29 protein-coding genes are annotated in these 26,793 nt (G+C 50.9%); 4 read left to right on the top strand and 25 right to left on the bottom strand.

Annotation, left to right across the window (positions count from 1 at the left end; all coding sequences use genetic code 11):
* Nucleotide 1: 1 nt before the first annotated feature.
* Nucleotides 2-1,042: an acyltransferase gene (locus DW103_RS08620; protein WP_122275189.1), complete on the bottom strand. Its 1,041-nt coding sequence runs from the start codon at nt 1,040-1,042 to the stop codon at nt 2-4.
* A 486-nt stretch (nt 1,043-1,528) separates the two neighbouring features.
* On the opposite strand from DW103_RS08620, the gene DW103_RS08615 reads away from it, so the two are divergent.
* Both DW103_RS08615 and DW103_RS08610 read left to right on the top strand, forming a co-directional pair.
* Entirely contained in the window at nt 1,529-2,752 is a 1,224-nt protein-coding gene (locus DW103_RS08615) for a site-specific integrase (protein WP_117984096.1), read from the top strand.
* 22 nt (nt 2,753-2,774) lie between these two features.
* The gene (locus DW103_RS08610; protein ID WP_117984102.1) at nt 2,775-4,076 is read left to right on the top strand and encodes a site-specific integrase; all 1,302 of its coding nucleotides are present in this window, start codon (nt 2,775-2,777) and stop codon (nt 4,074-4,076) included.
* Between the two features lie 66 nt (nt 4,077-4,142).
* On the opposite strand, the gene DW103_RS08605 is transcribed toward DW103_RS08610, so the two are convergent.
* From DW103_RS08605 to DW103_RS08535, 14 genes are all read right to left on the bottom strand, one after another.
* Nucleotides 4,143-4,454 (bottom strand): helix-turn-helix domain-containing protein, encoded by a 312-nt coding sequence (locus DW103_RS08605; RefSeq protein ID WP_004319015.1) that lies wholly within the window; start codon nt 4,452-4,454, stop codon nt 4,143-4,145.
* Complete coding sequence (locus DW103_RS08600) at nt 4,451-4,747, bottom strand: helix-turn-helix domain-containing protein (RefSeq protein ID WP_004319014.1); 297 nt, start codon at nt 4,745-4,747, stop codon at nt 4,451-4,453. Before DW103_RS08600 ends, DW103_RS08605 begins: the two co-directional genes overlap by 4 nt.
* A gap of 19 nt (nt 4,748-4,766) precedes the next feature.
* Entirely contained in the window at nt 4,767-5,072 is a 306-nt protein-coding gene (locus DW103_RS08595; RefSeq protein WP_004319013.1) for a helix-turn-helix domain-containing protein, read from the bottom strand.
* A 217-nt stretch (nt 5,073-5,289) separates the two neighbouring features.
* Nucleotides 5,290-5,706 (bottom strand): hypothetical protein, encoded by a 417-nt coding sequence (locus DW103_RS08590; protein WP_034522606.1) that lies wholly within the window; start codon nt 5,704-5,706, stop codon nt 5,290-5,292.
* Between the two features lie 351 nt (nt 5,707-6,057).
* Complete coding sequence (locus DW103_RS08585; RefSeq protein WP_122275188.1) at nt 6,058-7,371, bottom strand: sigma-54 dependent transcriptional regulator; 1,314 nt, start codon at nt 7,369-7,371, stop codon at nt 6,058-6,060.
* Nucleotides 7,346-9,682, bottom strand: coding sequence for an ATP-binding protein (locus DW103_RS08580; RefSeq protein WP_347749570.1), 2,337 nt, complete (start codon nt 9,680-9,682; stop codon nt 7,346-7,348). Before DW103_RS08580 ends, DW103_RS08585 begins: the two co-directional genes overlap by 26 nt.
* A 16-nt stretch (nt 9,683-9,698) precedes the next feature.
* Nucleotides 9,699-10,118 (bottom strand): hypothetical protein, encoded by a 420-nt coding sequence (locus tag DW103_RS08575; RefSeq protein WP_233545643.1) that lies wholly within the window; start codon nt 10,116-10,118, stop codon nt 9,699-9,701.
* A gap of 53 nt (nt 10,119-10,171) precedes the next feature.
* Nucleotides 10,172-11,434, bottom strand: a complete 1,263-nt coding sequence (locus DW103_RS08570) for a reverse transcriptase domain-containing protein (RefSeq protein ID WP_229036897.1) — start codon at nt 11,432-11,434, stop codon at nt 10,172-10,174.
* A gap of 289 nt (nt 11,435-11,723) precedes the next feature.
* Nucleotides 11,724-12,098: a four helix bundle protein gene (locus DW103_RS08560; protein WP_004319006.1), complete on the bottom strand. Its 375-nt coding sequence runs from the start codon at nt 12,096-12,098 to the stop codon at nt 11,724-11,726.
* 104 nt (nt 12,099-12,202) lie between these two features.
* Nucleotides 12,203-13,765: a fimbrillin family protein gene (locus DW103_RS08555; protein ID WP_122275187.1), complete on the bottom strand. Its 1,563-nt coding sequence runs from the start codon at nt 13,763-13,765 to the stop codon at nt 12,203-12,205.
* A gap of 29 nt (nt 13,766-13,794) precedes the next feature.
* On the bottom strand, nt 13,795-15,522 hold the full coding sequence (locus tag DW103_RS08550) for a fimbrillin family protein (RefSeq protein ID WP_122275214.1): 1,728 nt from the start codon (nt 15,520-15,522) through the stop codon (nt 13,795-13,797).
* Nucleotides 15,523-15,643: 121 nt separating this feature from the next.
* Nucleotides 15,644-16,675 carry a fimbrillin family protein gene (locus DW103_RS08545; RefSeq protein WP_118940943.1) on the bottom strand — a complete coding sequence of 344 codons (1,032 nt, stop codon included), beginning with the start codon at nt 16,673-16,675 and terminating at the stop codon, nt 15,644-15,646.
* A 30-nt stretch (nt 16,676-16,705) separates the two neighbouring features.
* Nucleotides 16,706-17,596 (bottom strand): FimB/Mfa2 family fimbrial subunit, encoded by an 891-nt coding sequence (locus DW103_RS08540; RefSeq protein WP_118113110.1) that lies wholly within the window; start codon nt 17,594-17,596, stop codon nt 16,706-16,708.
* Between the two features lie 15 nt (nt 17,597-17,611).
* Nucleotides 17,612-18,826, bottom strand: coding sequence for a DUF3575 domain-containing protein (locus tag DW103_RS08535; RefSeq protein ID WP_117984091.1), 1,215 nt, complete (start codon nt 18,824-18,826; stop codon nt 17,612-17,614).
* Nucleotides 18,827-18,877: 51 nt separating this feature from the next.
* Here DW103_RS08535 and DW103_RS08530 point away from each other — a divergent pair, with 51 nt between their 5' ends.
* A complete protein-coding gene (locus tag DW103_RS08530; protein ID WP_122275186.1) occupies nt 18,878-19,084 on the top strand; it encodes a hypothetical protein in 207 nt (68 codons plus the stop codon).
* Nucleotides 19,085-19,419: 335 nt separating this feature from the next.
* Here DW103_RS08530 and DW103_RS08520 read toward each other — a convergent pair whose 3' ends face one another.
* The 8 genes from DW103_RS08520 to DW103_RS18435 are packed head-to-tail and all read right to left on the bottom strand — an operon-like array spanning nt 19,420 to nt 24,106.
* The gene (locus DW103_RS08520) at nt 19,420-20,208 is read right to left on the bottom strand and encodes a PRTRC system ThiF family protein (RefSeq protein ID WP_004318986.1); all 789 of its coding nucleotides are present in this window, start codon (nt 20,206-20,208) and stop codon (nt 19,420-19,422) included.
* The gene (locus DW103_RS08515) at nt 20,205-20,924 is read right to left on the bottom strand and encodes a prokaryotic E2 ligase family D protein (RefSeq protein ID WP_004318984.1); all 720 of its coding nucleotides are present in this window, start codon (nt 20,922-20,924) and stop codon (nt 20,205-20,207) included. Before DW103_RS08515 ends, DW103_RS08520 begins: the two co-directional genes overlap by 4 nt.
* Before the next feature lie 6 nt (nt 20,925-20,930).
* Complete coding sequence (locus DW103_RS08510; RefSeq protein ID WP_117984089.1) at nt 20,931-22,013, bottom strand: hypothetical protein; 1,083 nt, start codon at nt 22,011-22,013, stop codon at nt 20,931-20,933.
* Between the two features lie 35 nt (nt 22,014-22,048).
* Entirely contained in the window at nt 22,049-22,270 is a 222-nt protein-coding gene (locus tag DW103_RS08505; protein WP_004318980.1) for a PRTRC system protein C, read from the bottom strand.
* A 4-nt stretch (nt 22,271-22,274) separates the two neighbouring features.
* Nucleotides 22,275-23,252, bottom strand: a complete 978-nt coding sequence (locus DW103_RS08500; RefSeq protein ID WP_117984088.1) for a PRTRC system protein E — start codon at nt 23,250-23,252, stop codon at nt 22,275-22,277.
* 36 nt (nt 23,253-23,288) lie between these two features.
* Nucleotides 23,289-23,504 carry a hypothetical protein gene (locus DW103_RS18440; protein WP_004318974.1) on the bottom strand — a complete coding sequence of 72 codons (216 nt, stop codon included), beginning with the start codon at nt 23,502-23,504 and terminating at the stop codon, nt 23,289-23,291.
* The gene (locus DW103_RS08490; protein ID WP_004318973.1) at nt 23,501-23,857 is read right to left on the bottom strand and encodes a hypothetical protein; all 357 of its coding nucleotides are present in this window, start codon (nt 23,855-23,857) and stop codon (nt 23,501-23,503) included. The genes DW103_RS18440 and DW103_RS08490 overlap by 4 nt, the downstream gene beginning before the upstream one ends.
* A 12-nt stretch (nt 23,858-23,869) precedes the next feature.
* The gene (locus DW103_RS18435) at nt 23,870-24,106 is read right to left on the bottom strand and encodes a hypothetical protein (RefSeq protein ID WP_004318972.1); all 237 of its coding nucleotides are present in this window, start codon (nt 24,104-24,106) and stop codon (nt 23,870-23,872) included.
* 19 nt (nt 24,107-24,125) lie between these two features.
* Here DW103_RS18435 and DW103_RS18050 point away from each other — a divergent pair, with 19 nt between their 5' ends.
* Complete coding sequence (locus DW103_RS18050) at nt 24,126-24,356, top strand: hypothetical protein (protein ID WP_147351511.1); 231 nt, start codon at nt 24,126-24,128, stop codon at nt 24,354-24,356.
* Here the strand turns inward: DW103_RS18050 and DW103_RS08480 are convergent.
* Together DW103_RS08480 and DW103_RS08475 are read right to left on the bottom strand one after the other, a co-directional pair.
* Nucleotides 24,307-26,403 carry a type IA DNA topoisomerase gene (locus DW103_RS08480; RefSeq protein ID WP_117984087.1) on the bottom strand — a complete coding sequence of 699 codons (2,097 nt, stop codon included), beginning with the start codon at nt 26,401-26,403 and terminating at the stop codon, nt 24,307-24,309. The genes DW103_RS18050 and DW103_RS08480 overlap by 50 nt on opposite strands.
* A 96-nt stretch (nt 26,404-26,499) precedes the next feature.
* A complete protein-coding gene (locus tag DW103_RS08475; protein WP_004318970.1) occupies nt 26,500-26,763 on the bottom strand; it encodes a DUF4099 domain-containing protein in 264 nt (87 codons plus the stop codon).
* Nucleotides 26,764-26,793 lie beyond the last annotated feature (30 nt).

The raw sequence follows: 26,793 nt of genomic DNA, 5'->3' as shown, positions 1-26,793 counted from the left end.
GTTATTTGTTTAATAATGTTTTAACTCGCTTGTTCATGGGTTTCTCGAAGTAATAATAAGAAAGCAGGCTTAGCAAGACGGTGATACAGAATAGAACTGGTATAGAAATGTACGAGGCTATCTGAAAACTGCTCTCTTTCTGCCATTCAAGATAGGTTGTTATAATAAAAAGGTGAATCAGATAAAAACTAAAACTGATTTCTCCTCCGATTATCAGGAAACGGTTCGATAAGATTTTGGAAATAATGCCTTTTTGTAAAGCGAAACTAGTCAGGACAAAAGTAACCGGCAGCCAGTAATAGCAGGAATACCGGTACACTTTGGGTATTTCGGCTGCATACAGATAGAATGCGAAAAATAGAACGATGGATGCGATTTCGATGATGCTTCCTTGGCGTAAAGTGATGTTCTTGTTTTTCAAGCGGCTGTATAGCTGAAACAGCAGCATGCCGACAATGAAATCCGGGAACCGGGTAATCGGATTGACGTACCAATATCCTTTTATAAGGTTTTCCGGCGTATAATACATTCCGATAAGCATCAATACGGCAACGACCAGAAGAACATAAAGCAAATTCTTATAGTTCTTTGTCATCGGAATAAGGAACGGGAAACAGAAATAAAATAGTTGTTCACTGCATAAACTCCAGGAAGGACTGTCGAAGGAAAAGAAATAGCTTGGTTCCGGTATATAGGCATTTGTTAATGTGAATGAAGCAAGGAAGTGCTTACACCAATCGAAAGCGTCAGTGGCTACTACATAAGTACCTAAAGCAGCTGCTATAAACAAAGTCAGCCAGTGCAAGGGATATATACGTGCGATACGTGCTATCCAAAAGGTCCGCTTAGTAGTCTTTTCTTCCTGAAACTTTTTCTGATAATTATATGCAATAATAAAACCACTTAAAACAAAGAAGAAACTGACTCCGACAAAGCCTTCTTTAAAGAAATGAGACATAAATAAATCGTCTATTTCGTAACAATGCGCTCCAAAAATCATTAAAGCAAATATAAAGCGCAAGGATGTGAGTGTATCTATCATAATTCAGTCTTGCTTGTTGGCTGTTGAGTGTTATTAGTTCATCACATACTCACTAAAGTATCCAATGAAATTTTAAGATATGCAAATATAACAAAACTCGCTCACATACGGATGGATTTCAGAGGAATAATGCAAAGTGCTTGGACGAGAAAGGGATAAGTCGTTTTGTTCCACATTCTTCCATTTGAGGTTTTTGACCTGTTTTTGGGGAGTTAGGCAAACAAATCGCTACTTATCCGTTGCCTTTTCGGGATTGAAAATAGGTATGAAATTTACTTCCAAAACTGTTTTTCTACCCCTGTTCACCACCGCAAGAACGCTGTTCTGTCTGTTTTTTGCTAATGCAAAGTTAGTCAAAATTTTCCGTATCAGGAAAAAATACAGTCTCAGATTGGAAGTCAAGGGGGCTTTTTCTATATTCCGCTATATTTTTCATGCCATTCATTTGCTCGCTATATAATAATTTTGCAAACAAAGGAATAGGTTATGAATCAGGCAAATGTAAAGGTGTCGTTCTACCTGAAAAAGAGCGAGGCGGATGCCAATGGAGAGTGTCCGGTAATGGCTAAGTTGAACATCGGGAAGTACTCCGAAGCGGCATTCAGCGTGAAGATGAAAGTGCCGCAATCCCGATGGACTTCGGGGCGTGCGTCCGGCAAGAGTGTGGCGGCAAAGGAAATCAACAACCGGTTGGATGAGATCCGTGCGGTGGCGTTGAGTATCTATAACGAGCAGTCTGCCGTCCGTGACGGTGTGACCGCAGAGGAAGTGAAAAGCATTTTGCTTGGAATGGCAAGCGGGCAGGAAACACTGTTGAGCTATTTCAGGCAATTCATCAACAATTTTGAAAAGCGGGTTGGAGTCAACCGCACAGCCAAAAGTTTGCAGGCATACCGCAATGCCTATAGGCACATTGAGAAGTTTCTGCAAAAAAAATACAGGCTGACGGATATTCCTTTCTCGGCATTGGACCGCTCCTTCATCGACAAATACGACCTGTACCTTCGTACAGAACGCAATCTCGCTCCCGGAACCGTCATCAACCTGACCGTCCAACTGAAAACCATCGTGGGTGAAGCTATAGCTGACGGTATCATTACCGCTTATCCATTCATGGGTTACGAGCCGGTTCGTCCGAAAGCGGTGCAGAAGTATCTTACCGACGAAGAGCTGCAACGGCTTATGACCACTCCGCTTCACAGGCAGACACTTTACCTTGTCCGTGACATGTTCCTGTTTTCCTGCTTCACCGGCATTTCATACAGGGATATGCGCTCGCTGACAAAAGAAAACCTGTCGCTTGCGGAAGACGGCACATGGTGGATTAAAAGTGCCCGCCAGAAGACCAAGATAGAATTTGAAATCCCCTTGTTGGACTTGCCGTTACAGATCCTGAAAAAGTACAGTGATACCGCTTCTGATAACAGGCTGCTACCGATGTATTGTAACTCTATGCTGAATCTCTACCTGAAAGAGATTGCCCGGATTTGCAACATCAACCGTCCGCTGGTATTTCACGCGGCCCGCCATACCTACGCCACGGAAATCACCCTTTCGCATGGAGTTCCGCTTGAAACCGTCAGCAGGATGCTCGGACACAGCCGGATTGAAACCACACGAATTTACGCGAAAGTGACCGATGACAAGATCGATACCGACACAAGGACTTTGAACCAGAAAATATCGGAACGCTTCTCCGTCGTGATTTGATTACCTCTTAAAAAACATGGATATGGATAAGAATATGGAAAACCAGAATATCAAACGGCGCAGCACTTTTGCCGTATTGTTCTATATCAACCGCACGAAAGTACGCAAGGACGGTATGTGCCAGTTGTTGTGCAAGGTAAGCATTGATGCCGAATGGGCACAGATAGGAACCAAAGTATCCGTCAATCCCTCCATCTGGAATCCCGACAAAGGACGTGCCGACGGGCGGAGTGAAAATGCAGTTACGGTGAACCGCGCCATAGATGACCTGACAGACGAGATAACCGGACATTACGACAGGATAAAGAACAGTCTGGGGTTCATTACAGCGGAACTTGTCAAGAATGCAGTCAAAGGCATCGGGCAGAAACCACTTACCCTGCTTGCCTTGTTCAGGGAGCATAACGAGGAGTTCAAGAAGCGTATCGGGATAGACCGCATACAGGAAACATACGACTCCTACAAGCGTTCCTACAAGCACCTTTCCGCTTTTGTTCAGGAGAAGAAAGGCGTGGAGGACGTGACATTGAGAAGCCTTGACCGTGCGTTTTATGACGACTTCGAGTTGTTCCTGCGCACGAACCGCAACCAAAAACCCAAGACCGTACATGAACACCTGTACCGCCTGAAGAAGCTGACAATGCGGGCGGTCAGCCAGGGGACATTGCGCCGTGACCCTTACTGCCGCCTGCATCCCGAACTGCCAAAAAGAAAAAGCCGGCACATGAAATTGGAGGACTTGAAGACACTGATGACCACCCCGGTGGAGAAGCCTCAACTGCAATTCGTAAGGGATATGTTCATTTTCTCGACATTTACCGGATTGGCGTATGCGGACTTGAAAAAACTGTCGGTCAATGATGTCACGCAGGCTGAGGACGGCACATGGTGGATTCACATCCACAGGCAAAAGACGGATACGCTTTCGTCTGTCCGCCTGTTGGATATTCCCCTTCAAATCATCGAGAAATATCGTAGCCAAAGAACCGGGGACAAGGTATTCAATGTTTACAATCGTGGATATTTTATAACATTGACACGAGAGCTGGGACAGGTATATGGCTTTGATTTGACCTACCATCAGGCCAGGCATAATTTCGGGACCCACATCACCCTCTCGCTCGGTGTGCCGATAGAGACGGTCAGCCGCATGATGGGACACAACTCCATTTCCACCACCCAGCTGTATGCCCAAGTAACGGACACCAAAGTGGACGAGGATATGAAACGGCTAAAGTCCACAGGTTTCGGAAAACAGATACAGCTTTGCGAAGAAGATTTCATCGTCAAGAAAAAACGGGGAAGAAAGTCTGAAATGGCATAAAATAAAAACGGAGAAATGCCCTTTGTAAAAAGGAAATCATTTCTCCGTCTCTTTTAGTGAACGATGCTATACCCATCGTTGTTCTTCCCGGCAACGCTTGTAGGAATCCTCCAGTATCTTCAGAATATCCGATTCCTTATACAGAGTCTTGCCCTGCACCATGTAATAAGGAACCACCCCGAATGTCCGGTACTCCTGCAATGTGCGCCTGCTTACCCGCAGGACTTTGGAGAGTTCCTCGTCAGTGAGGAAGCGCTCACCGTTAAAGAGGGATTTCGGCATCTTCTCAATCACGGAGAGCATCTTCTCCATTTTTTCCAGCCCTTGAAACATCACGTCGATCCGAGGGTCTTTGTCGTCCAAGAAATGATAGCTCATAATCTGCTTTTTATTAAAGGGTGATAATTCAAATCCAACAATCTCTGTACGTCTTCAGGCTTGTAGAACAGCTTGTTCTTGATACGGCTGAAAGGCAATATCCCTTTGTTGCGATATACCTGTAGTGTCTTCTTGTTGATGCGAAGCACATCGCACACCTCCTGATTATCCAGCCAGTTTTTCAAGCCGAGGTCCTCGGCCGGACGGCATACCCGCGTCATCCGTTCCTCAAAATCACAGAACCGGACACGCAATTCTTCAAAAGTCTGTTTGTCAACACATATTATTTCCATAATCCTTGCTTCATTTTAATTAAACATTTGGCTGATGTCTGAACCTCGCCGGCAATGACTTGCCCTTTTGGTTGAGGAACGCCTCCACTTCGGATGCCTTGTAGTAGGTTCTCCCGTCAATCATGTAATAGGTCACGAGCTTCTTCTGGCGGTAACGCGCCAGCGTGCGTTTGGTGATGCCGAGCAGCCGGCACAGGTCGTAGTTGTCCAAGAGCGTGTCGCCGTCCAGGCATTCCTTCAGCTTGTTCATACGCTCCAATGCCCGCTCTATCCTGTCGAACCGTTCCATGATTTGGGCGAACATCTCGCTGTTTATCTGTAACATGAGTAATCTGTTTTAAGTGTAACTTATCGTTTGCTTACACCTTGTTGCGCAACAGGTTATATCATATTATAAGGCCAACAGCGTACCAATGACACCGATAGACACCAAGAGGAACTGATATAACATTGTATATCAGTGAAATAAAAATCTGAGGCTGTAAAAATGAATAAATGGCGAATCTTGCAAATTGCAAGATTTCCTTGCAGGATGCAATGGACTATCGCGAGGATTTGCGATAAATGAGACGGACAATCCCGTTTTTGAAAGCAACTGTCCTGTAAAGTTTCCAACGATTGACCGGAAGTCGATGCAGGCAGTCCGTACCGTTGCCTGTTGTCAGAGGAAGAATGTAGATGATGATTTCGTCAATGAGGTGGTAGATGGAAAGCCCGTGTAGCAAGTCAAGGCTCTTTGGGTCGGATATTTCTGAGGTAAAGGTAAAGGAGTCCGGTTTCTCGTCCTTTTCACAAATCAAGTCCAGCATGGGATAGCCGGGAAACAGCGTGAAGGTACTCCTCTCGTGCCAGAACGGGAAACCTTGGCTGTCCGTCTTCACCCATTGCAACAACTCTTCATTCGGGTCGGGAAGATAACCGTCCAATGTCACTGCCGTTATGATTTGTATTCTTGCCATACCTGTCCGTCTAAAAAAAGAAGCGTGGTAGCCACGCACTCAGACAGAGGCTCTGGTAAAGCCTAAAGGAGAACACGCAACACCACGCTATGACAGAGCATAGCATAAGCATTACGCAATCATTCTCCTTTAACGTCAATTTACCAGATTTCTGTCCGAGAAGCTTGCGCTCTTATGTTATATAATCAGCAGAGGGGTTTTCCCTCCACCGGTTTTCTTCTATGTTTCAGACCGGCAAGGCTATACCCTGCCAAATCTTTTGCAAATTTACAAAATTTCAGTCGGATTGAAAAATCATTTCAATATATTCTGTGTCAACACTGTTGCCGGAAATAGATAGAATATCGGGGATTATCTTATCCCGTATTTCTTCATCTTCCGGTACAGTGTTGAAGAGTTTACATTCAACAATCGTGCGGTCTGTTCACGATGCCCGTTGCACGCTTGAAGGGCATTTGCAATGGCTTCCCTCTCGCTGTTTTCGTCTTTCAAAGGCAATATGTCCGGAGTTTTCTCCGTAATCCGAATATCAGTCTGACTGTCTGCGTTCAAGTCCGGCAACTCCAATACAGGGGTTTCCGTAAGCAACACCGCCCGTTTGATCCGGTTCTGCAATTCCCTGACATTGCCCGGCCAACGATAAGAACGAAGTCGGTATATGGCATCTTTTGAAAAGCCTTTTGTCTCTTTCTTAAGTTCTTTGGAAAACCGTTCACGGAAAAATTCCGCCAAAGGCAAAATGTCATCAGCACACTCGGCCAAAGATGGCATCCTGATTTCCATCTCTGCCAGACGGTGGTACAGGTCTTCCCGGAATCGTCCTTCCTTGATGGCCCGTTCCAGATTTTCATTCGTTGCCGCCACAATCCGCACGTCTGCCATCCGCTCCCTGTCGCTGCCGATAGGGGTATAGGTATTCTCCTGCAACACTCTAAGGAGCATGGACTGTATGTCAATAGGCATCGTGCCGATTTCATCCAGGAAGAGCGTACCGCCTTTTGCCATGTCGAAATATCCGTTCTTTGCCGTATCCGCACCGGTGAAGGCGCCTTTCTCGTGTCCGAACAGGAGGGATGCCGCAAGTTCGCGTGGCAACGCTCCGCAATTGACCGCTAAAAACTTGCCGTCACGTCCGCTGTTCGCGTGAATGCCCTGTGCCACGGACTCCTTGCCGGTACCGTTGGCACCGAGTATCAGCACCGACATATCCGACGGGGCTACTATCCTCGCGTATCTCTCCACCTCAAGTATTTTAGGGCAGGTACGTCTGAACAGGTCTTTCGGTTTCGTGCGGACAGTCGCGAGCGGACGGAATATCTCTTCCGCCAGTTCAAGCAGGTGTTCCCGGTGTACCGGCTTGGGCAGATAGTCTTTTGCCCCCAACTTGATGGCGCGTACCGCATCCGGTATAGACCCGTATTCCGTTGTCACTATGAATGGAATGTCTTTCTTCTCTTTTGTGAGCCACTCTAAAAGCGATATTCCGTCACCTTCAGGCAAGCGCACATCGGACAATATGAAGTCGAACCGATGCTTGCGTATCAATGCACGTGCGGCCGGTTCACGCATGGCGGTCATTACATCGTACCCCGCCTGTTCAAGCCAGTCTTTCTGGCGTTGTGACAAACTTATATTGTCTTCAACTATCAGTACCTTCTGTTTCATCGCTCATTTTCTTTATTTCCTTTTCAGCTTCTGTTATAAGTCCGGAGATGTGTCCTATCAGCAGCTTCACCTGTTCATTGACGGTATTCATATCGCATGCAGAATCGTTTAACGTTGTGCGGAGTTTTACCAGTGGAGCATCGGCCCGTAACAACTCCAACGAGGGCTTTATCTCGTGGGCTATGTCATGGAGCTTTTCAATGTCCCCTGTCTTTATTGCCGATTGCAAGTCTGCCATATTTTGTTCGGACTGGATAATGAAAGTTCTTAGCAGTTCTCTTTTATCAAGCACATCTGCCGTGAACGTGGCAAAATCCGGTGTATGTGACTCTTCCACATCGCGTGACACCACAGAAGAGACCATATCCAACAGTTCTCTCATGGAAAACGGCTTGTGGATGGAGTCCGTGAATCCGCCCTTTATGAATGCCTCTTTTTCTCCTTCTCCTCGTGCAGTCATGGCTACTATCGGAATTGTGTGTGAATTTCCGATGCAGGATTTGCGAAGCAATGCCAGAATTTCAAAACCGTTGGTTTCCGGCATCTGTATGTCGCTTAGCAGCAAGTCGTAATCCTGCCTACGCATCTCATTGACCAGTTCTTTGGCATTGGAACAGGTGGTACACGATACTCCGTTGCGTTCAAGCATTTCCTTGGCTATTTCCAGTTGTAATGTGTCATTGTCTATAACAAGTACGCGCTGTGGCAATGGCAGACGGTCTTGCGGAACTGCCGACGCTTCACTATTGATTTTCTCATTGGAAACCGCTAACGGCAGGGATACACGAAATGTGCTGCCATGCCCGATTTTACTTTCCACATCAATGCTGCCTCCTAAAAGTTTGACCAATCCTTTTGTGATGGGCAAGCCCAACCCGAAACCTTCGGCATTCGCCTCAGACGACAGGCGTTCAAACGGACGGAAGATACGCGAAACGGTGTCTTGATCCATACCGATTCCCGTATCCTTTATTTCTATATAAAGCATTCCATTTTCATATCGGACATTGAACTGTATCATACCGGCGTTTGTAAACTTCACAGCATTCGTCAGTAGATTGTCTATAATTTGAGAGATACGATCCATGTCACCGCACAGTACGACATCCGTATTTTGGGAATCATGGTGGAATATGATTCCCTTATTATTGGCAATATGTGAAAATCCGGTCACAATACGTTCCAACAGATCATTAAGGTTGAACGGTACATTGTTGCAGGTTTCCTTGGACTCGTTCAGGCGGTACACGTCCAGCAGATTGTTCAGCAGGTGCAGGATATGTTTGCACTCCGTTTCGATATTTTCCAAATGGTGATTCCTGCGTTTCCTGTCCCGGGTATCTTTTGCCAGTTCGACATATCCGTAAATGATGTTCAGGGGGCCGCGTATGTCATGCGAGATAGTAAGTATGACGTTTTTACGCGTTTCCAGCAGTTCATTATTCCGGTCAATGACACCCTCCATCTTTTTCCTGAGCAGCGAATCCCGTTTCAGATGTTTCTGGATAATCAGGTACGAGAACACCAGCAGGAGGATGGCGGCGATGATCAGCCCGGTGATGATGGAGGTGGAGCGTTGGTGCGCTTGGGCTATCTGCTCTTCCCTGTCCCGGAAGGCGGCTTGTGCATGGTCGCTGATGTTACCGAGCAGGGCGAACAGTTTGCGGTTCAGTTCCCTGTTGCGGATGCGCAGGCTGTCGGTGTAATTCTCCATGTTGCGTATCCGCTCCGCTTGCAGGGCGATAAGCTGTTCGTTCAGCGAGCGGAGCTTGTCGGACGAGGCGGGCACTTGCACCGTTTCCTTGCCGCCGAACCATCCGGCTATGCCTTTCTTCTTCTGCACGACGGTACGGGTCTGTGTCGCTTGCCTTGCAGCTTCTGGCAGATGGTTCACCAGCAGGCTGTCGGCTTTGTCCTGCCGGTGGAACACCTGCATGATTTGGTGCAGGTGTGTCTCCTTGTCCGCCAACAACTGTTGCAGGGTATCTATCTGCGACAGACCGAATATGTAGCTATGGTTCGTTTGCAGCATTTGCAGCAGGCTGTCCACCCTCAGCCGTCTCGTTTGGTAGGCATGGTAGTCCTCATCCTCCCAAGCGATGACGCTCTCGCCCAATGAGGCGAGTACCGTGATGTTGCGGTGTATCTCGGATATGTCACGGCGTGCCTGTCTGATTTCGTAGGTGTCGGCCTCGATTTTCCGAAGGCGTGCGTGTTCATGGAAAAGAATAGCGGCCATGCTGATGATGACCGCCATTAACATCATATAGCCGAAGAGGATTTTAGCTTGCAGGGGTATGTTTCTGTTCATATATAACAAGGTCATATTAAACATCTGTATCGTAAATCCTCTTTTGCAGCAGGTCTATAAAGTTCATGGCATCCATAGGGGTGGAGCGAGAGAGGTCGAACGAGAGTATCATAGCCTGCAGGCTGTTGTCATACGAACTTTTGCTGCCCTTGCGGTCTTGCCCGCCCTCCGTTTTTTCGGGGATGGAGACCAACGCCTCCGCTTCGCTGCCGTCTATGCCGGAAAAGACGAAAGAACCGTCGTCCTGCCGGTCGATTTTTCCTCCGGCGGCTATTATCTGTTCCATCACTTTCCCTACATGGCTTTCCGGGAATCCTGTGGTCAGCACAAAATTTCCGCCTTTACGCTGCCGGTGCATGACACGGTAGCCTGTGGCGCGTGCCAAGGCGAAAGCCCCGCAACCGTAGGCGGAGAAAAACTTGCCCGACCGGGTCACGAGGAAACGGCTGTCGCCGAGTTCCTGCTGTTGTTGTATCAATTCGCGTTCTGTCATACAGTCCTCCTCAGTTCTTTGATTTCATTACAAATCTCCTCTTTTTTGCATTCAATCTGTCTGTACCGTTTTTTCAACACGACTTTCTCCAAGTGTCCGGCAAAATAGATGACCTGCCACCATTCCTTACCGATACGGCTCATGACCTTGCACCGCAGGTTGTAGGAGGAAAAATGCCGCATCATTCCCAAATAGGAGTTTATCGTACTGACAAACTCCTCCCCGTGGGTTTTCACGTAATCGGGCGAGCCTGCCGCCAAGCGGTTCAGGCGGTCGATGGCATCGTAGCAGAAGCCGACTGTGCGGTTGCTCAGGTATTTCCGCCCCGGAAGTATCATCCCTCCGATAAACAGGACACCTTTCGTGTAATGTTGCAGATAGATCTTGCGCGGGTGCAACGACAGCCCGTGTTCGGAGAGCCAGCCGGCAATTTTCGCTTTCACCTCTATCAGGTGCTCTTTCGAGGGATGGACAAGCACCATGTCGTCCACATACCTGCCGTAGTGCTTCACGCCCCATTCTTCGCTGATGAGATGGTCCAGTCCGTCCAGGAAGTTAAGGGCGAGCAACTGGCTTGTCAGGTTGCCGATAGGCAGTCCGCACGAGCCGTCGGAATGGAACAGGCTCTTGTCTTTGGGCAATCCGCGCCAGCTTTGGGGAGGCGTCTTGCGGATGCAGTTCTTTTCCGGACGGTTGAATATAGTCTCACGGAGCAGATAGAGCAGTATCGCCAGGTCGTTTCCCCCGTAGCGTTCGTGCAAGAGTTCTTCGGTCAGGTCATACAGCCGCCTCTTCGATATTTTCATGAAGAACGAACGGATGTCTATTTTCAGGATGTAGCACTCTTTCGTGTAGTTTTCCGAACAGAGCCGGATATGTTCCGCCACATGTTCGATGCCATAGAGCGTACCTTTTCCCTTGCGGGTGCTGTAGCTGTCATTGATGAACTTCTCTTCCAAAAGCGGAACGAGCCTGCGGGCTATGAGGTGGTGTACCACACGGTCGCGGAAGTCTGCAGCGAAAATCTCCCGTTTCACGGGTTTGTTGATAATGAAAGCGATGGAACGCGAAGGGCGGTATGTGCCGGCATTGATTTCCCGCCACAGTTCCACACACCTGCGTTCGTAATCGCTCTCGAAGGCAAGGGCATTACAGGTATTGCGTTTCTTTTTACGGCACTCGAAATACGCCTCGAAAACATCCTCCAACGGAATGCCTCCGAGTTCCTCATCCGTGAAAAGACTTTGTTGTAACTCCATATCGCAATACCATTTTGTTTATCGTAAAGTTTTTATTGAAAAGGCCAAGACCGGACGCACGTAGCTATTTCTGTTGTTCTTATTGTTGTTGTTCACGTTGCCGTTGTTCACATTCACATAAAGAGCGTTGTTCGCCGGATTGTTGTAGTTCTCCGAGGAGGACCAGTAAATGTTGTCTGTTTTTGTCTTTGCGAGCCTCCCTGCACGAGGAAAGCCTGCCGACAACCCTTTTTCAATAATAAACAGTTCGCTTCGGGAAGCCTTGACCGCCCGAATCCCGACTGATAAATCATTGCCTTTTATCTTCCTGTTTCTTCATTCCGCGTTCGTTATATTGTTTCCAGCTCGTAGCCTGCTTGCCTATCTTCTCCAACAGCAGCCCGAACGAGGCGTATTTGCGCTCGGTAATGACCTTCTGCTCCACACATACGCGGAAAAGCATCTGCAACATGCGGTAACGGTCGAGAAATTCGGTCAATACGCCCACTTTTTCATAGCTGCTGTTCGCCTTGTAAATCAGAGAAAGCATATCCAAAGTCAAATCCACCATACGGCTGCCCATACTGTAGCGGAAGAAGCGCGGAAAATCCTGCGTCAGGATCAACAGGTTGTTCAACAACCGGTAAGTGTCGCGGTATAGGGGTAATTCTTCGGATAATGCCATAACTCGATTTTTCAAAAATTTTTCCGACCCGCTTCGCGGGTATTCCATCTTTTAAATGAGCGGCTACGCCGCAAATAGATAAATAGATTGAATAGGTAAATAGGTCAGAAAGCCAAGACCGGACGCACGTAGCTATCCCTGCGGTTCTTATTGTCGTTGCTCACGCGGCCGCTGACCACACTCACATAAAGAGCGCGGTACGCCGGATTGCGGTAGCCCTCCGAGGAGGACCAGTACCAATCGGACTTTAAGCCTGATACCACTGTCTTGCCGTCAAACAAAGAAGTACGGTTTTGATAAACATTCCACATCTGACCGATAGAAGGAAGAAACCAACCGCTGCTATTGGCAGGGGACGGGACTTTGCTCGCATAATCCACAACAGCATAGTAGGTGGCAGGATAACCGGAATCTTCGGCGGCATTCAAGTTGCCCGTACCTCCGGCAGCGGCGATGATTTTCTGTGTCCAGGCGTAGCCGCTCCAGTCGATGTCAGGTGTAGAGTAATTGTTCTGTATGTTTCCGCTTCCATCCGTGGGGCAGCAACCCAACTCGGTTCCGTAAACGCCCCACTGACAATAACCGTTTGTGGCATCCTGCAAGGCAATGGCATAGCCGTGGCACTTCTGCTGACCGATACCGGTGGCGGAGTAATCGGAGGCATCGTTTTCGTGATGACCGGCATGGAACACGATGGCGATGCACTCCTCATTCGGCATTTCCTCACCGGGGATAATATACCAATTACCATCGGAATTCTTGCACAGGTAGTCGCCCATCTGCAAGTTATAATTCTTTTCCATAGCCTGCGCACCGTCCACCTTGTATCTCTTGTATTCCCCTACGATAGGATGGGACGCGGACGTGGTGATGGTAAACTCCCTGTTCCCCCCGTCATAACATCCCTCGATAGTCGGCATGGACGAGTGCACCAAGTAGCGGTAAGTGCCGTCAGCCATGCGCAGCGGCTTGGCGGTGCCTGTGAACGTAGCTTCTGCCCCCACGGTGTAGTCGGGAACATTCGCGTCGATAAACTTGTAAACGGTCTTCGGCATCTCGATGACGGCCAACGCCATGCGGTGTTTCATGGCGAAAGAGAGGTGGATGGTGTTGCCCGTCCCTGTCGTTGAGCCTCCGGCTGTCATCAGGTCGGAGGCGGTGTAAGCGGCATGGGTGCTCTGGTCGTCCCCGGGTTGCCAGCCATCAATGAGCGGCTTGAAGAACTCGGCATCGGTCATGACCGCCCCCTCCGCAGGTGTGGCAGTCTTGCCCGCCATGTCCGCCTGATAAGGATAGTAGAGGTAGTAGCTCTCTCCATCCATTCCGGCGGCAAGCGTCGTACCGTCGGTTTTCCACATGATGCCGCCCGTGGCGGCATCCTTTTCGGCTGTCAGCTTCACGTTTGAATAAACCGGCTTTCCGCCGCGCACCATGTAGAATCCGCAGGCATCGCCTTCGGTGAACTCGGTGGTGTAGCCGTTCTCCACGGCACGGGTCTCGACACGGGTTTTCATATTCTCAACAGCCGATGTATATCCGCCATCGGTAACGGAGATTGTCAGTTGCTGCGCCTTGTCTTGCACGGCAGGGAACTCTTCTTGCGTGCAGGATACAAGCAGCAGGAGCAACGCAGCTTGCAAGAGGTGGTATATGTTTTGTATCTTCATATTCTTAAAGGACTAAATAGGCAAATAGTTCAGAAAGCAAGGACGGGACGGACAGCGTTACTCCATTTCTTATAGACAAAGTCGCAGCACACGTAATCAGAGGAGTACACGTTCCAGTTCCGTGCGCGGAACTGATTTAACTCCGATGACGACCAAAAACGGTCACCGGTGGTAAAATCATTCTTGCTGTCGGCTGCAATTTTATTCATCCAAGCATTCAAGGCAGCTGGAACATCGCCTTGACCTAGCCAACGGAAATCACCGGAATCCGACGAGGTTTGCTGACCTTTATCCGCCATAGCCGGACAACCGCCCAGATTCTGAAGGATGTCCCACCACTGACCGGAGGAAGGAATAAACCAGCCTGTGGTATTACGAGGTGGGCGGTATTCATTTATACTGTACATATCATTCCATTTCTCGACGGCTTCGAAGGCCGGATATGCCTCAATTCCACCGATACTATTTGCATGGTCAAGAATCTTGGTGTAATTGTGCAGACCGCTGATGTCAGAGTAGATTTCAGACTTGGACCAGCAGTCTTTCACGTCTTCCAAATTATTCTCTTCATGGCTCCATTGGATATCTGTTGCGGTGTTCTTTAAGGCCATTACAAGGCCATGCACATTCCCTTCGCCCAATTTGGACTTTTCGGCAGTGCCGATACGGCTCGGGTCCGTCTGGAAAACGATACCGATGACTCTTCTTTCTATTTCACTTTTTGTTTGGAGTACGGGAGCAGGCTTGGGGCTTGCTATCTTCATACTGCCGTCAGTATAGATTTTGCGCAGGCCGCCGTCGCTCCAAGTCCCGTCGGAATAGAAGTAGTCGCCGATTTTAAGTTCGTCAGCTGTGAAACTTTGCTTTACCTTTTTGGAGGTGACGTTCTCCTCGCCACATGCAACCCACGTGCCACCGGTCACCGCCTGCACGTCTATTCCGCTTGCTTTCACGGTGATGGTGTAGGCATACCGCTTGCCACCGAAAAACCCAAATTTGCCGGCAGCTTCTGTTTCGGGAGTGTAGGTAAAGTCATTGCTGCCTATGCTGATTCGGATGAGCGGCTTGCCCGTCATATCCTGCGGCGGCACTAACGCCTCGTATTTCTTCGTTGCGGCATCGTAATAGGGCTTTATCTCGCCGTCCGATTGGTCACCCGGTGATACCAAGCCGGCGGTTGAGTGCGTTAGCGGGTCTCCGAAAATGGTGACGGTCGCACCCTCCAACTCCTCTTCCGTAATGCCTTCGCTAGCTTTGAGAATTACTTCGATTTTCGCCATGCGGTGGATGAAACGGAGATTTATGGCTTGGTCATAACGCCCTATGGCACTGGCGTACAGGACATCGAAAGCGGCGTACCCGCCACTTTGGTCGGAAATATCCGTTTCCGATTCTATGTCCGGGGTCCATGCACTGACGCGGGCTTCATCGGTGTTCTTCCAATAGAAGGCATTATCGGCATCCTTCGGGCTTGCATTGCCCGATGCGTCCATCACGTATGTTTTGTTACCAAACACGCCTTCCAGTGACACTCTAATCTCCTCGCCGCCCGTCCACGCGTCCTTGCCCGCGGCGCGGGTCTGCGGCTGCGCCACCTCCGCCGTCAGTTGCAGCGGGTACTTGCCGTCGGGCAGGGGCGCGGTGCTTTCATCCTCACTGCTACAGGAAGCGAGCACCCCACAGATGAGCATCATAACCGGCAACCAGCCGCCGATGCGCGGCCACGGCCTTCTCGCTATGTTCCTTATTATTTTCATATTGTCTTTATTTATTTCGTTTTGTGCCACCGCCCGTTGCAACGCGGGCGGTGGCACCATTTATTATATATGGCGTGCCTCCGTGCTTACGCCTGATGCACGGCAGTGGCTTTCAGACACACTACATTTTTGCATCACCCGAATGGCTACCACCGTCGTTCCAGTTTTCGATGGTGCTTCCGCTAAGGGTCAGCCCCGTCTTCTTCACCGTGATGGTGTAGGTATAAGAATAACCGGCCTCCAACGCGGGTTTGATCATGTCCTTGTTGGAGTAGCTCTGGTATTCCCCGTCATCGGGAGATATCTCAAGCACCAAAGCGTTGGCGAGTGTCTGCGGGAGCAGGATCATGGTGAAAGTCATCACGCCCGTGGCGGCGTCAAAGGTTGCCACGCACTTGTCCGTGGCCGTCTTCGGGGCACCGGTGCACTGGCGTAACATCCAGTCGCTCACAACGCTGCCCGCGGTCGCGGCGGTACCGGTCTTCACATCGAACGTTCCCTCGTGAACCAGGCCGCCCAGCTTGTAGTCGGCGAATTCCAGCACGGCAGTGTCGTCGAAACCGTCGGTGTTCGACACCTGCACCTTGAGGATAAGACGGGCCATCTTGTGCTTGAAGGAGCAGTCGCTGCCGCCCGCGGCGGTGTTGTCCGTGAAGCTGACGGTCGGGCTGTCTTTATCGGCCTTGGCTCCCGTGGCATGGATGTAGTCCACCTTCTCCTGTTCCGTGGTCGTGGGCTGGTTGCTTGTATTTACCGTAATCTTCCCGTCTGTACCAGGCAGGGTGGAGGCGTTTGCGCCCGATGCGTAAGGCGCGTAGGCGGCAAAAGTAAACTCGAGGAAAGCATCCTCGAAGAAGATGCCGCCACCCGCCGTCATCGGGGTGAAGTCCGCGTTGGTGCCGGTGCTCGTGGTCGCGTATCCCACGTTCTTGTACTTGCCGCCCATGGTCGTGGTCGTGCCAGGGGCATCCACCACCATCACGCCGATTCGGTCGGCGTTCCACCCGTTGTCCACAGCACGGGTCTTCGGCCCGCTCACGCCTGCCGTGATTCGTGCTTCCACCGGATTGTTCTGTACCTCCTTCTCTTGTGTACACGCAGCCAATAGCGTTGCCGCTGCTGCAATAATGAAAAACCTCATGTTCATTGTCATAATCTTGTTTTTTGATTAAAATATTTATCGTCAGTTAGCATCCCCATTGCCGCTTTCTACCTCGTTCCAGCCCGTGATGGTTGCGCCCGTTACCCCGGCCTCTACGGGCAAAAGCAGATTACCCGTGAGTTTAACCGGTTTGGTGCCGTTATTGAAGTCCCTTATGGCCTCGGTAAGGTCGCTCACTACCCGCTGCGTGTCACCGTTGTTGAAAGTGATGTCCACCGTCAGCGTATGCGTTTCCGTCGGGACGATGCCGAGCAGTCGGAAAAAGATTGTGAACTTGTTGTCGTCCTGCCTGAAAGCGTTTGTTACTTGTGCCGCTACACTCCGGTCGCCTGTTGCCATATCCGCTGCCGAAGCCACGCCGGAGAGCGTTGCCGTAGCCGACTGTACACGGCTGTAGTCGCCTTCCGTGGCGGTCAGTTCGATGTCGAGCCTGCGCACGTATTGTCTCATCGGGGCGGTGACGTGCAGGGTGTCGTCCGCCACGACGCTGATGTCCTGGTGCGAGGCGAAGAGGTAGCCGGGGTGCGGCTCTATTGCACCCGTCAGATCCACCGGATTCACCGTTGCCTTGTTTCCGTCGATACTAATCCCCTCCGGGGAGTTGTACACCGTCAGACCGTAGCCACCGGGCGCGAGCAGCGCGTCGAACACGTTGGTCGCCGCGCTCACGTTCTGTTCCCTCCCGCCGATGCGCAGTGTGTATGCCTGCGGTATGTCCGCCTCGGTGCTCTTTCCGCTCCAGTCCGTGGTTACGACCACCGCCCCACGGTCGGGGTGCGGCGTGTCATAGAGGTCGTCCTTCACGCACGAGGTCAGTATGGTCACCGCACCTATTAGATATAATAAGGTATAAGCCTTTCCGTATGCTCCCGTATATTCCTTTATCTGTCGTATGATTATCGTTGTATTCATTGTTCCTCCTTTCCGCTAAAAGATGTTCCACACCAGGGTGACACCCGCCGAGACGGGGCCCCACCAGTTCTTTGTTTCGCTGCCGCGCCTTACCCTCACGCCGTTGATGACCACATACTTGTCATAGTCGGCATGGATATAGCCGATGCCGAGGTTGAAATCAAGAGAAAGGGCATTGTTGAGTTTCAGCTGATAACCTCCGACGATACCACCGCCCATGAGGTCGCCCTGACGGCCTGTTCCCGACAGCTTGTAATTGAACTGCCCTGCCTTGTACATCGCGCCGATATAGCCCCGTTTCTCCTTATCTATATAATAGCGCACTTCGGGAGCCACTTCCCAAAGGGCATAGCGGCGATTCTTGTCGTCCCAGCTCCATGAAGCCCACGTACCGTTCACGGCAATACCCACATGGCGGTTGATGCGCCACTCGATACCCAAATCGGGAGTGAGGGTTGCCCAACGCAGGAGGTTGGCACGCAAGGCAAAATGATACGGGGTGGCTATTGCCGTTTCTTCAGCTTGCAGGCGGGCTTGTTCCTCCGCTTCCAGACGCTCTTTTTCGACTTGTTCCGCTGCCATGCGTTCACGCTCCATCCGTTCCGCCTCGGCTTTCTCTCGGGCTGCCTGCTCTGCAGCGATACGCTCCTGTTCTGCCTTTTCCTTGGCAGTCTGTTCCGCTTTTGCCTGCTCTTTCGCTGCCATACGTTCGCGCTCCGCCTCGCCAGACACCTCTTTGTTATAGGCTTCCACTCTGGCGGCGGCTTCCGCACCGGCTATCTCCGCCACTTTCTCAACAGAGGCAGGGAGGGTGACGATGACCATGTTGTGCAGGGATTTTCCGTTCCCGTCCGTATAGGCTTCGTCAAACAACTGGTCGGTGACGAAGTTCGACTCTTTTATCTTGCCGCGCACAATCAGTTCCGACTTCACACGATTGCGGCGTGTCTTTGCCACTTGCGCCGCAGTCTGTTCTTCGTTGCCGTCCGTAGCGTAGCTTGTCACTAAAAGATACATTTGTCCGGCTTCGATGGCGGGGCGGTGTTCGTCGATGGCTGCAAGCAACCGCTCAAGTTCCTGTCCGTTGCCGCTCCACGGGGAGAAGAACATATCGTTCTCTGCCACGAACCGGAAACGGTAGGCAGTGGAGTCCGGCTTCTCCTGTGCCGAAAGCGACAATCCTGTAACGGCAAGAAAGACCGTCAATAATATTCGTTTTATCACTGTCATATTTGATAAGATTTGTTGTTACGGGTTAATAAAAAAGCATATCGGCGGCGTATGCGGGCATTGTTGTTCCATGCTCCGGCATACACCGCCGACGGATATGACGATACGCGCCCCCGATTGGTGAGGGCGGCATGTAAAGGTTCGGATAATAACGTGGAAAGGAGAGATATTCCGGAAAACGGACTCTCCGTAAGTGATTGGTATTTAAGGAATATTTTGTATATTGACGCGCGTAGCCATGAGAGAGAGAGAGAGTAACCGAATTATCTGAATATCCAAATAATCGGCACACATTTTAAGCGCATCGGACAAATATTTTCCGGATATGGAAACAACTTTACGAAACAGTAATGACACGAAAAAAGCCTCCGTCTTATAGGACGAAGCACCGCCTGAACAAAAAATATTTGTTATATACGGGTGGTATTTATATGTGCTTTTATTGCCGTTCATACATCGCTAACAAAACATTCTCGAAATACAATAGCAAAAGTACAAATAATTTCTCATTCCGCAATGAATTGAATGATATTATTTTGCAGAAACCTTTCCGGCAAGGCGGTTCCACTTTTTCATATTTGCTTTTGCCTGTCTTATACCCCTATCGGATTGACTTTCATCGTTTCTAAGTTCAGGAACAGCCCGTGATGCTCAATCATCCCGTGGCGGAACATTTTCCAGAGGATATTGCAGCCGAGTTGCGCCAGCGTGGAGTTGATAAACAGATCCTGTTTTTCCAATGCCTCTGCCAGTGAGCAACTCGGTCCGGAATCCACTTCTTTCACTCTCGCATATTTCACAAAACGGGTAATGACTTTCAGTGAGCCGACCGTTTCATACATCGTGGAAACCGGCTGTTTGATTTTCTTCGGCACGGTTCCCAGTACAACCTGCCCGGCGGTCTTTGTATTCCCGAAATCCATCCAGTAGAGCGGCGTGTTATTGTCCGTATAGGAGGATGAAGGAACTTTCGCAAGCACGTTCCACAAATCGAGTCTGGATTTTATATTATCCGTACAGGTAATGGTGATGTTCGCAATTTCGGTCCGCTTTACCTCCTTCAATACCGACGGATAGAAACTCGCCTCCGCTTTCCAGTCGTTTCCGAAAAAATTGTTTATCCTTGTGACCAGACATTGTGACTTGTTCAGTCCCAGGTCCGACGGTCCGAAGAGCTGCCGCCCAATGTTTGCGTCCGTCACGATGTCTGGATCGTAGACCGTTACGAACAATCCCGGATGTCCGAGTGCACGGAGCGTGACATCCAGTCTTGCCATACCGGTCAGCACTTGCGAGCCTGTACCGCCCGCGCCTATGATGTTTACCGTCACCGGATGTTGCGGGTTCATCAGGTAACTGTCTGTATAATGTACTCTTTTCATCGCAATATGTCTTTTAGTTTCAGTTTTTTTAAAGGTTGCAGTTCGTCAAGGTCAAAAGGCTTGTCCTTTGCCGCTTTCGTTACCAGTACCAGATTGGATTTCGTGGGGTTCCCACCTCCACCCAGATGGGAGAACTCCGTCAGCCAGAACCTCTTTTCCCAATACTCCAGCAGGTTCGTGTAGGTCAGGTCTTTCGGCTTCTCAATTTTTGCGGAGCCCAGACAGACGCTCGCTCCCGTCACATTGAAGAACGGAGCCGCAAAAAGGTCCGAATTGTCTGTCAGTTCAACATCTGTATAGGCATAGACATTCAGACGGTTTTCTCCGGCCTCATAGATCACGCCCGGCAGGTTGTATTCCGCGCTTTCAATCTTCAGGATGTCATGGAAGAACATCATGCGCTTTTGGGGCGGGTTGTACCAGATGTATTTCTCACTGCCCTTGCGCGGGTCAAACCACAGCAGGTTGGACGGTATCCTGCCGTATGGTGTCACACTGTGGCTTTCGGAATAGCCCCGTACCAGTTCGTTCATGAACTCCACCGTCACCGGACGGCCTTCGCCCATTGTCCCATTTTCGTCTATGTCCCTGACTTCGATAAAATAACCGTCGTCATCCGTGCTGTGGTTGTCATTCTCTTCCGCATAGACAATCAACGCCGCCCTCGGATGAAGCAGCGTCCTCAGTTTTCTTGTAAGTTCATTCGTTTCTACCATAATCTTTCAATATACAATGTTAATAAATTCATCCGCCCACTTGAAGAACCGTTCCGGATAGTCATCCATGATAAACAGGCGGTCGGTTTCCGGTGACAGGGCACAGGTGGTAATCGGGATGATATCGTATGTCTCCTGGCTGTTATTATTGTAATAGTCCACCAGATATTCGGACACCATGTCGTCGCAGTCATAGACCACCCTTATCTGCTGATCCAGACGCATCGGCTGAAAATCCGGTTCCTCCTCGTAAAAGGCATCATAGCCGTATTGCATGATACCGTGTTCCGGGTTAAGGAAGGGCAATCCCTTTTTCATCGCTCCGACAATGGAACGCTCGAAGTCGTTTTGCGGGGTGTATTTTTCAAGTGCCTTCGGCAAATCCTTGTAATAGGACTTTTTTTCAACATGCTTTAGCAGCCTGCCGATTTTCCCTTTCTCGTATGACCGTACCAGTTCCAGTCTTTTGACAGTTTCCTCTTCCTCCTCCTGCGAATCATCCTCTTTCAGCCACATGAATATATAATCCGTGTCCTCTTCGTCCAGGATGGTGGAGATTCCGTTCGCCCTCATCAGCTTGTGGATGAATGTAATGGAAATCCGCCTGAGTGTGGAATTGAGGGATTCAACGAATTTCATCGGGAAATAGTACAAGGTCAGTTCGCCCCATTTGTGACACTTCCACAGATTGAAATAGAGCCTGCCGTTATCCTGTTCGATATTCACATTCATCCCTTCCCCGACAAGTTTGTCCATCTCGTCGTACAGATTGGCTATGCTTGCCCCGATACTTTTGCCCGGAGTATGCACCGCTTCCTGTTTCAACAAAAGGGCATAGTTGAAAAACGAGTCACGCAGGAACTCGTAGTTTTCCTGCGTAATCACGTTGATGCCATTACTGCCGTATGAATCCACGACAATACTTTTCTGTGCTATCGGGGCAAGTGCCGTATTCAGAAAAGAATTACGGCCCCGCTTGGAGCCGTAATCCGTTCTGTCCTGTTCACACCGTGTCGTACATTCCGTTCTGTCTGGCCGATGATGAGCCTTGCGAGCAGTGCCGACTGATGTTCGTCCAATGGTACACATGATTTCTTCTTTTTATTGTCCTTCTTCATGGTTTCCTATCCTTTTGTCCCGATGGTGGTCTTGAACTCGTACACCGCCTTGTCATTCTTGATGACCGGTCCGTGTACCGTCGCCGTGGTCAGCTCCGGGTAGAAGTTGGAGTAGTAACTCATGACCATTTCGGGGCTGTCCGACGGGTTGGGATCGTCGAGCGTAATCATTCCGCTGCCTTTCTTGAACGTGAACGAGCGTGTCATTCCTGTGATTTCGAGTGCCATAATCTTAAACTGTCTGATAAGGTGAATACTTGGGTTCTAACATGGATTGGGGAAAATCGGGATATTCCTCGTAATCCTTGGGATTGTAATTGATTTCTCCGTCCGCGGGATATTGCGCAGGGTAGTCTTCGGGAGAGAATGCCTGTTCCTGCCAGTGCGTGTCAGACTGTGCCCCGTATGGAGGCTGCGGAGCCGTAGGCTGTTGTCCGGCATATTGCGGCTGTGGCGGAAGCGGTCTTTGCGGCGGTTGTTGCGGTGGCCACATCGAAGGCTGTTGCAGCGGTTGTGCCGTCATAGGCCGCTGCGGTTGTCCTGCTATCGGTCTCGGAGCCTGGGGCTGCGGCGGATAGGGCGGTTGCTGCACGGGAACTGCCATTGGTCGTGGCTGTGGCTGTTGTGCCGTTGCCGCCATAGGTTGCGGTTGCTGCTGTGGCTGTGGCTGCGGTTGCGGTGCCGGTTCATCCATCAGCTCGAACAGGCTGCCCTTGTTCATCGCCTTCTTCTGTTCCTCCACCATGCTGTCAATCTTCTTCAGGTCTTGCGGCTTGGCATGGAGGCGTGCCTGGCCGAGTGCGGTGACAGCCTCGCTGTGCTTCCCGGCGGCAATCAGTTCCTCCGCCTTCTTGAGATGCTTCTCGTACTTCTCGCGTTTCTCCTTCTCCTCCTTCGTCTCTTTGGCTTTTTCTTCCTTCGCCGCCTTGCTGTCGGCAGCGGCCTTGTCAGCCTGCGCCTCGAACTGCGCCATGTTGGTGATCAGTCCCGCCACCTTCTGTATCGGCCGGGCGACGGTTTGCAGGAATCCCGCGTCCAGTTCCTCCGGCAGTCCGCTGACCGTCAGGGGCACGATGTGGTTCTGGGCCTCGTCCTTCAGCCCGTTCGACTTCGGCAGTGTGGATACCGCCATTTGTCCGTTCGCTTTGCGGATGACTATCGTGAGGTCCACGCCCTCGGTCATCATCTGGTTGATTGCTGTAAAAAACATAACTGTAATAATTTAAAGTGTGAATAATCGTATTTTTTATCGGTTGAAGAACTCCGCCAGCAGCCTGTCCCTGTCGGGATGGTGGCATATTTCCAGGATGGGGTTCAGCAGCGTGGAGATGTGTACCGGTCCTGTGCCTCTTGGCGGGAACTTGACTACGGGATTCGGCTCCACTGTCCTTTTTCTTCTTGTTGCGGGCATCGGCATCTGCACCGGTGCCATCGGCGGTCTTGAGATGATTGCTTGGTTCATGACTTTATAATTTTAATTGTGAATATCCGGGCTTTGGCAGCCCGTTGAACTACAAGGGCTTTACGGTAAACGCTTCCGGAAAGGCAAGGCTTTCGGGAAAAATACCGGAGCGCAGCGAGGATGATTTTTCCGCGAAACCCGAAGGGCCCGGCCTTGCCGTCCGAAAAGAAGCGTTTGCCAACTTTGCCCTGTAGTTCACGGTCTGTCAATGGCTGTATGCGCTTCCCTGTCTTTTCCATGCGTGTCCTCGTCATTCTCATTTCCATAAGGCATGGGAAACAAAAAGAGCCGCCCGAAAGGACAGCCCTGTTCCGCGAGGTGATATTTGGACCTGTATGGTATATCCGCTTCATATGTCTGTATCTTTAGAAAACCAGATAGCTGAGAATGCAGAAAAGTATAGCCGCCGCTACCAGCAGGCAGGCTATTTTATATAAAAACCTGAAGAATCCCTTGAAACACACGATGGCGACTGCCGCCCATACGGGCGATATTCCTCTTGAGTGGAGATAGCTGAACACGATGAAGGCGACAATGGCCAATGCCATAATCCTTATCCATTTGGCTGTCCTGAGTTTTTCGATACATTCCCTTGTTTTCATGACCGTATATGGTTAATGGGTGAAACATGTCATTTCCAATTTCAGGGGCCGGAAAGCGGACCGCCTCCACCGGCAAGGTTTTCGGGGAAAATACCGGAACGCGAGTGAGGATGATTTTCCCCGAAACCTGCAAGGCCCGACCTTGCGGGTGGAAACGGGCGGTTCCGCTACCTTTGCCCTTGAATTGGAATGGCAGTGCATTATTTCCCCTTCCCTCCCTTGGGCTTGGGGAACGAGAGTTTCAGGTTGAAGTCCGCGTCAAAGGCTACCGCGGCGTCGAAAGAGGCCCCTTTCTTGCCCTTGACCCCCTTGATCAGCCTGGTGGAGCCGGAAGAGAAAAGCTGTTCCAGATGCTGGTCGGTCAGCTCCTTGTTCAGGAAACGGCGGAACACCAGCAGTCCGCACCCCTCATGGTCGCACTTGGCGACTTTTGCCTTCACTATCACATTGCCGGTCTTGCACTTGGGGCAGGTAAAGGCGCGTGACGACGGTTCGGGGAATTTGAGACGCAGTATCTCACCGGTCACTTTCCCGGTGTATTCCCGGATGGAGAGCATGAAGCTTTCCGGATCGAGGGTGTGCCCCTCTATCTGTGCCAGTGCCTTCTCCCATGTACCGGTCAGTTCGGCATCGGCCACCATCATGCCCTTGACCGACTCGTAGAGGTAAAGCCCCTTTTCCGTCGGGCGGATGCTCTTGCCGGAACGCTCGATATAGTCACGCTTGAAAAGGGTCGTGATGATGGCGGCACGGGTAGCGGGCGTGCCGATGCCCAGCTCCTTCACCGCTTCCCGTGCCTGTCCGTCAGCGATTTCCTTACCGCAGTTCTCCATGGCGGTGAGCAAGGTCGCTTCCGTGTAAAGGGGTCTGGGCAGGGTCTTTTTCTGTGCCAGCCCGTATCCCATGACCGGGATTTCCTCGCCTTCGGCAAACACCGCCGTTCCCCCGTTACCTTCCGGCTCGTCCTTTTCACGGTCTTCCTTCCGGGAGAACACGGCACGCCAGCCGGGATTGACGATGACGGCGGATTGTGAGCGGAAATCCATACCCTCGCACACGCACTCCATCTTCAGTGACTCTTTCTCGCAGCGTGGAGAGAAGGCTTCCAGCATCCTTCCGGCTATCATCTCATAAACAACCGCTTCCGCCTCGGACAGCCCTTCGGGAACGACGCCCGTGACGATCAGTGCATGGTGGTCGGTCACTTTCGTGGCGTCCACGCTCCGGGTGTTCAGGCCGGAAAGGTCGAAAGTCCGTCCGTATTCCCTGAACCAGGGCATGGTGATGACCTTTTCCAGCAAGGCCGGGACATGTGCCATGACATCCCCCGGGATATAACGGCTGCCCGTTCTCGGGTAGGAGACCAGTTTCTTTTCGTACAGGGACTGGGCGATGGAAAGGGTCTTGTCCGCCGAAAGGTCGTGGTGGATGTTGCAGTCCTTCTGTAGTGCGGTAAGGTCATACAGAAGCGGAGCCTGCTGAAATACCGTCTTTCGTTCTACCTTATTTATGGTCACCACAGAGTCGGAAGTAATGCGCCTGTACGCGGCCTCCGCCCCATTCTTGTCCCTGAAGTCCTCCGGGTGGAAGAACTGCCGGTGCACGTCGTCTTTTTTCAGCGCGATATGCAGCTGCCAGTATGGAGTGGAGACGAAGTTCCGGTTTTCCTTGAAGCGTGCGCATATCATGGCGAGCGTGGGAGTCTGCACACGGCCTATGGAGTTGTTCGCCGATCCGGAGGCTGTCGCCAGGGCGCGGCTCGCGTTCATGCCCACCAGCCAGTCGGCCTTCGCACGGCTGTCGGCGGCGGCATAGAGGCTGTCGTATCCGCTTCCCTCCCTGAGGTTCGCCATGCCCTCGCGGATGGCCTCGTCGGTAAGCGAGGAGATCCACAGCCGTCTGAAGGGCTTGGTATAGCCCAGATAAGAATATATCCACCGGAAGATAAGTTCCCCCTCGCGGCCCGCGTCCGTTGCCACGATGATGCTGTCGCATTTGGAGAATACTTCATCAATGATTTTGAGCTGTTTGCCGGCGGCGATGTCCGTCACCATCCCCCTGTCCGTGCGTATCTGCCGTGGCACAAGGCGGAACGGTTCGGGAATCATCGGGAGGTCTTCGGCGGTGGTCCTCGTGTAGCCGTATGTTCCCGGCAATGCCAGCGACACTAAATGTCCCAGCGCCCATGTCACCATGTAGCCGTTTCCTGTTATGTAGCCGTCCATTTTTTCTGTAGCCCCGACTACGCGGGCTATGTCCTGACCGACACTCGGTTTCTCTGCTATGATTGCTATCATGATTCGGATAAAATTTAAGCCGTTTCCCGCTTGCCGGTACGCGAAGACGGGAAACGGCGGTTATACATTCGGTTTACATATTATAAGAAGGCGGGGTTACTGTTCCACGGGCTTGATACCGAGGATTTCGAGCAGCGGGTCGCCGTCCTTGCGTACCAACTGGAGTGTGGCGTCCATCACCACGTCCACGCCGAGCAGCACCAGGCTGAGCGATACCACGTTTGTCTTCTCACCGCTGAGCAGCGTATCGAGTTCCCCGGCCATTTCCAGTTCATCCTTCAGGATGCCGATGGCTGCCAGCTCGTCCCAGTTCACGTCTTCCGCCTTGAAAGGCGTGTTGTTTTCCTTGTTCATTTCCATGTTCTGATTCTTTTGGGTTCAACATTCGTT

Origin of the sequence: Parabacteroides sp. AM08-6 (genome assembly GCF_003473295.1) — a bacterium.
GTDB lineage: Bacteria > Bacteroidota > Bacteroidia > Bacteroidales > Tannerellaceae > Parabacteroides.
This window is presented reverse-complemented; position numbering and strand designations above follow the sequence as displayed.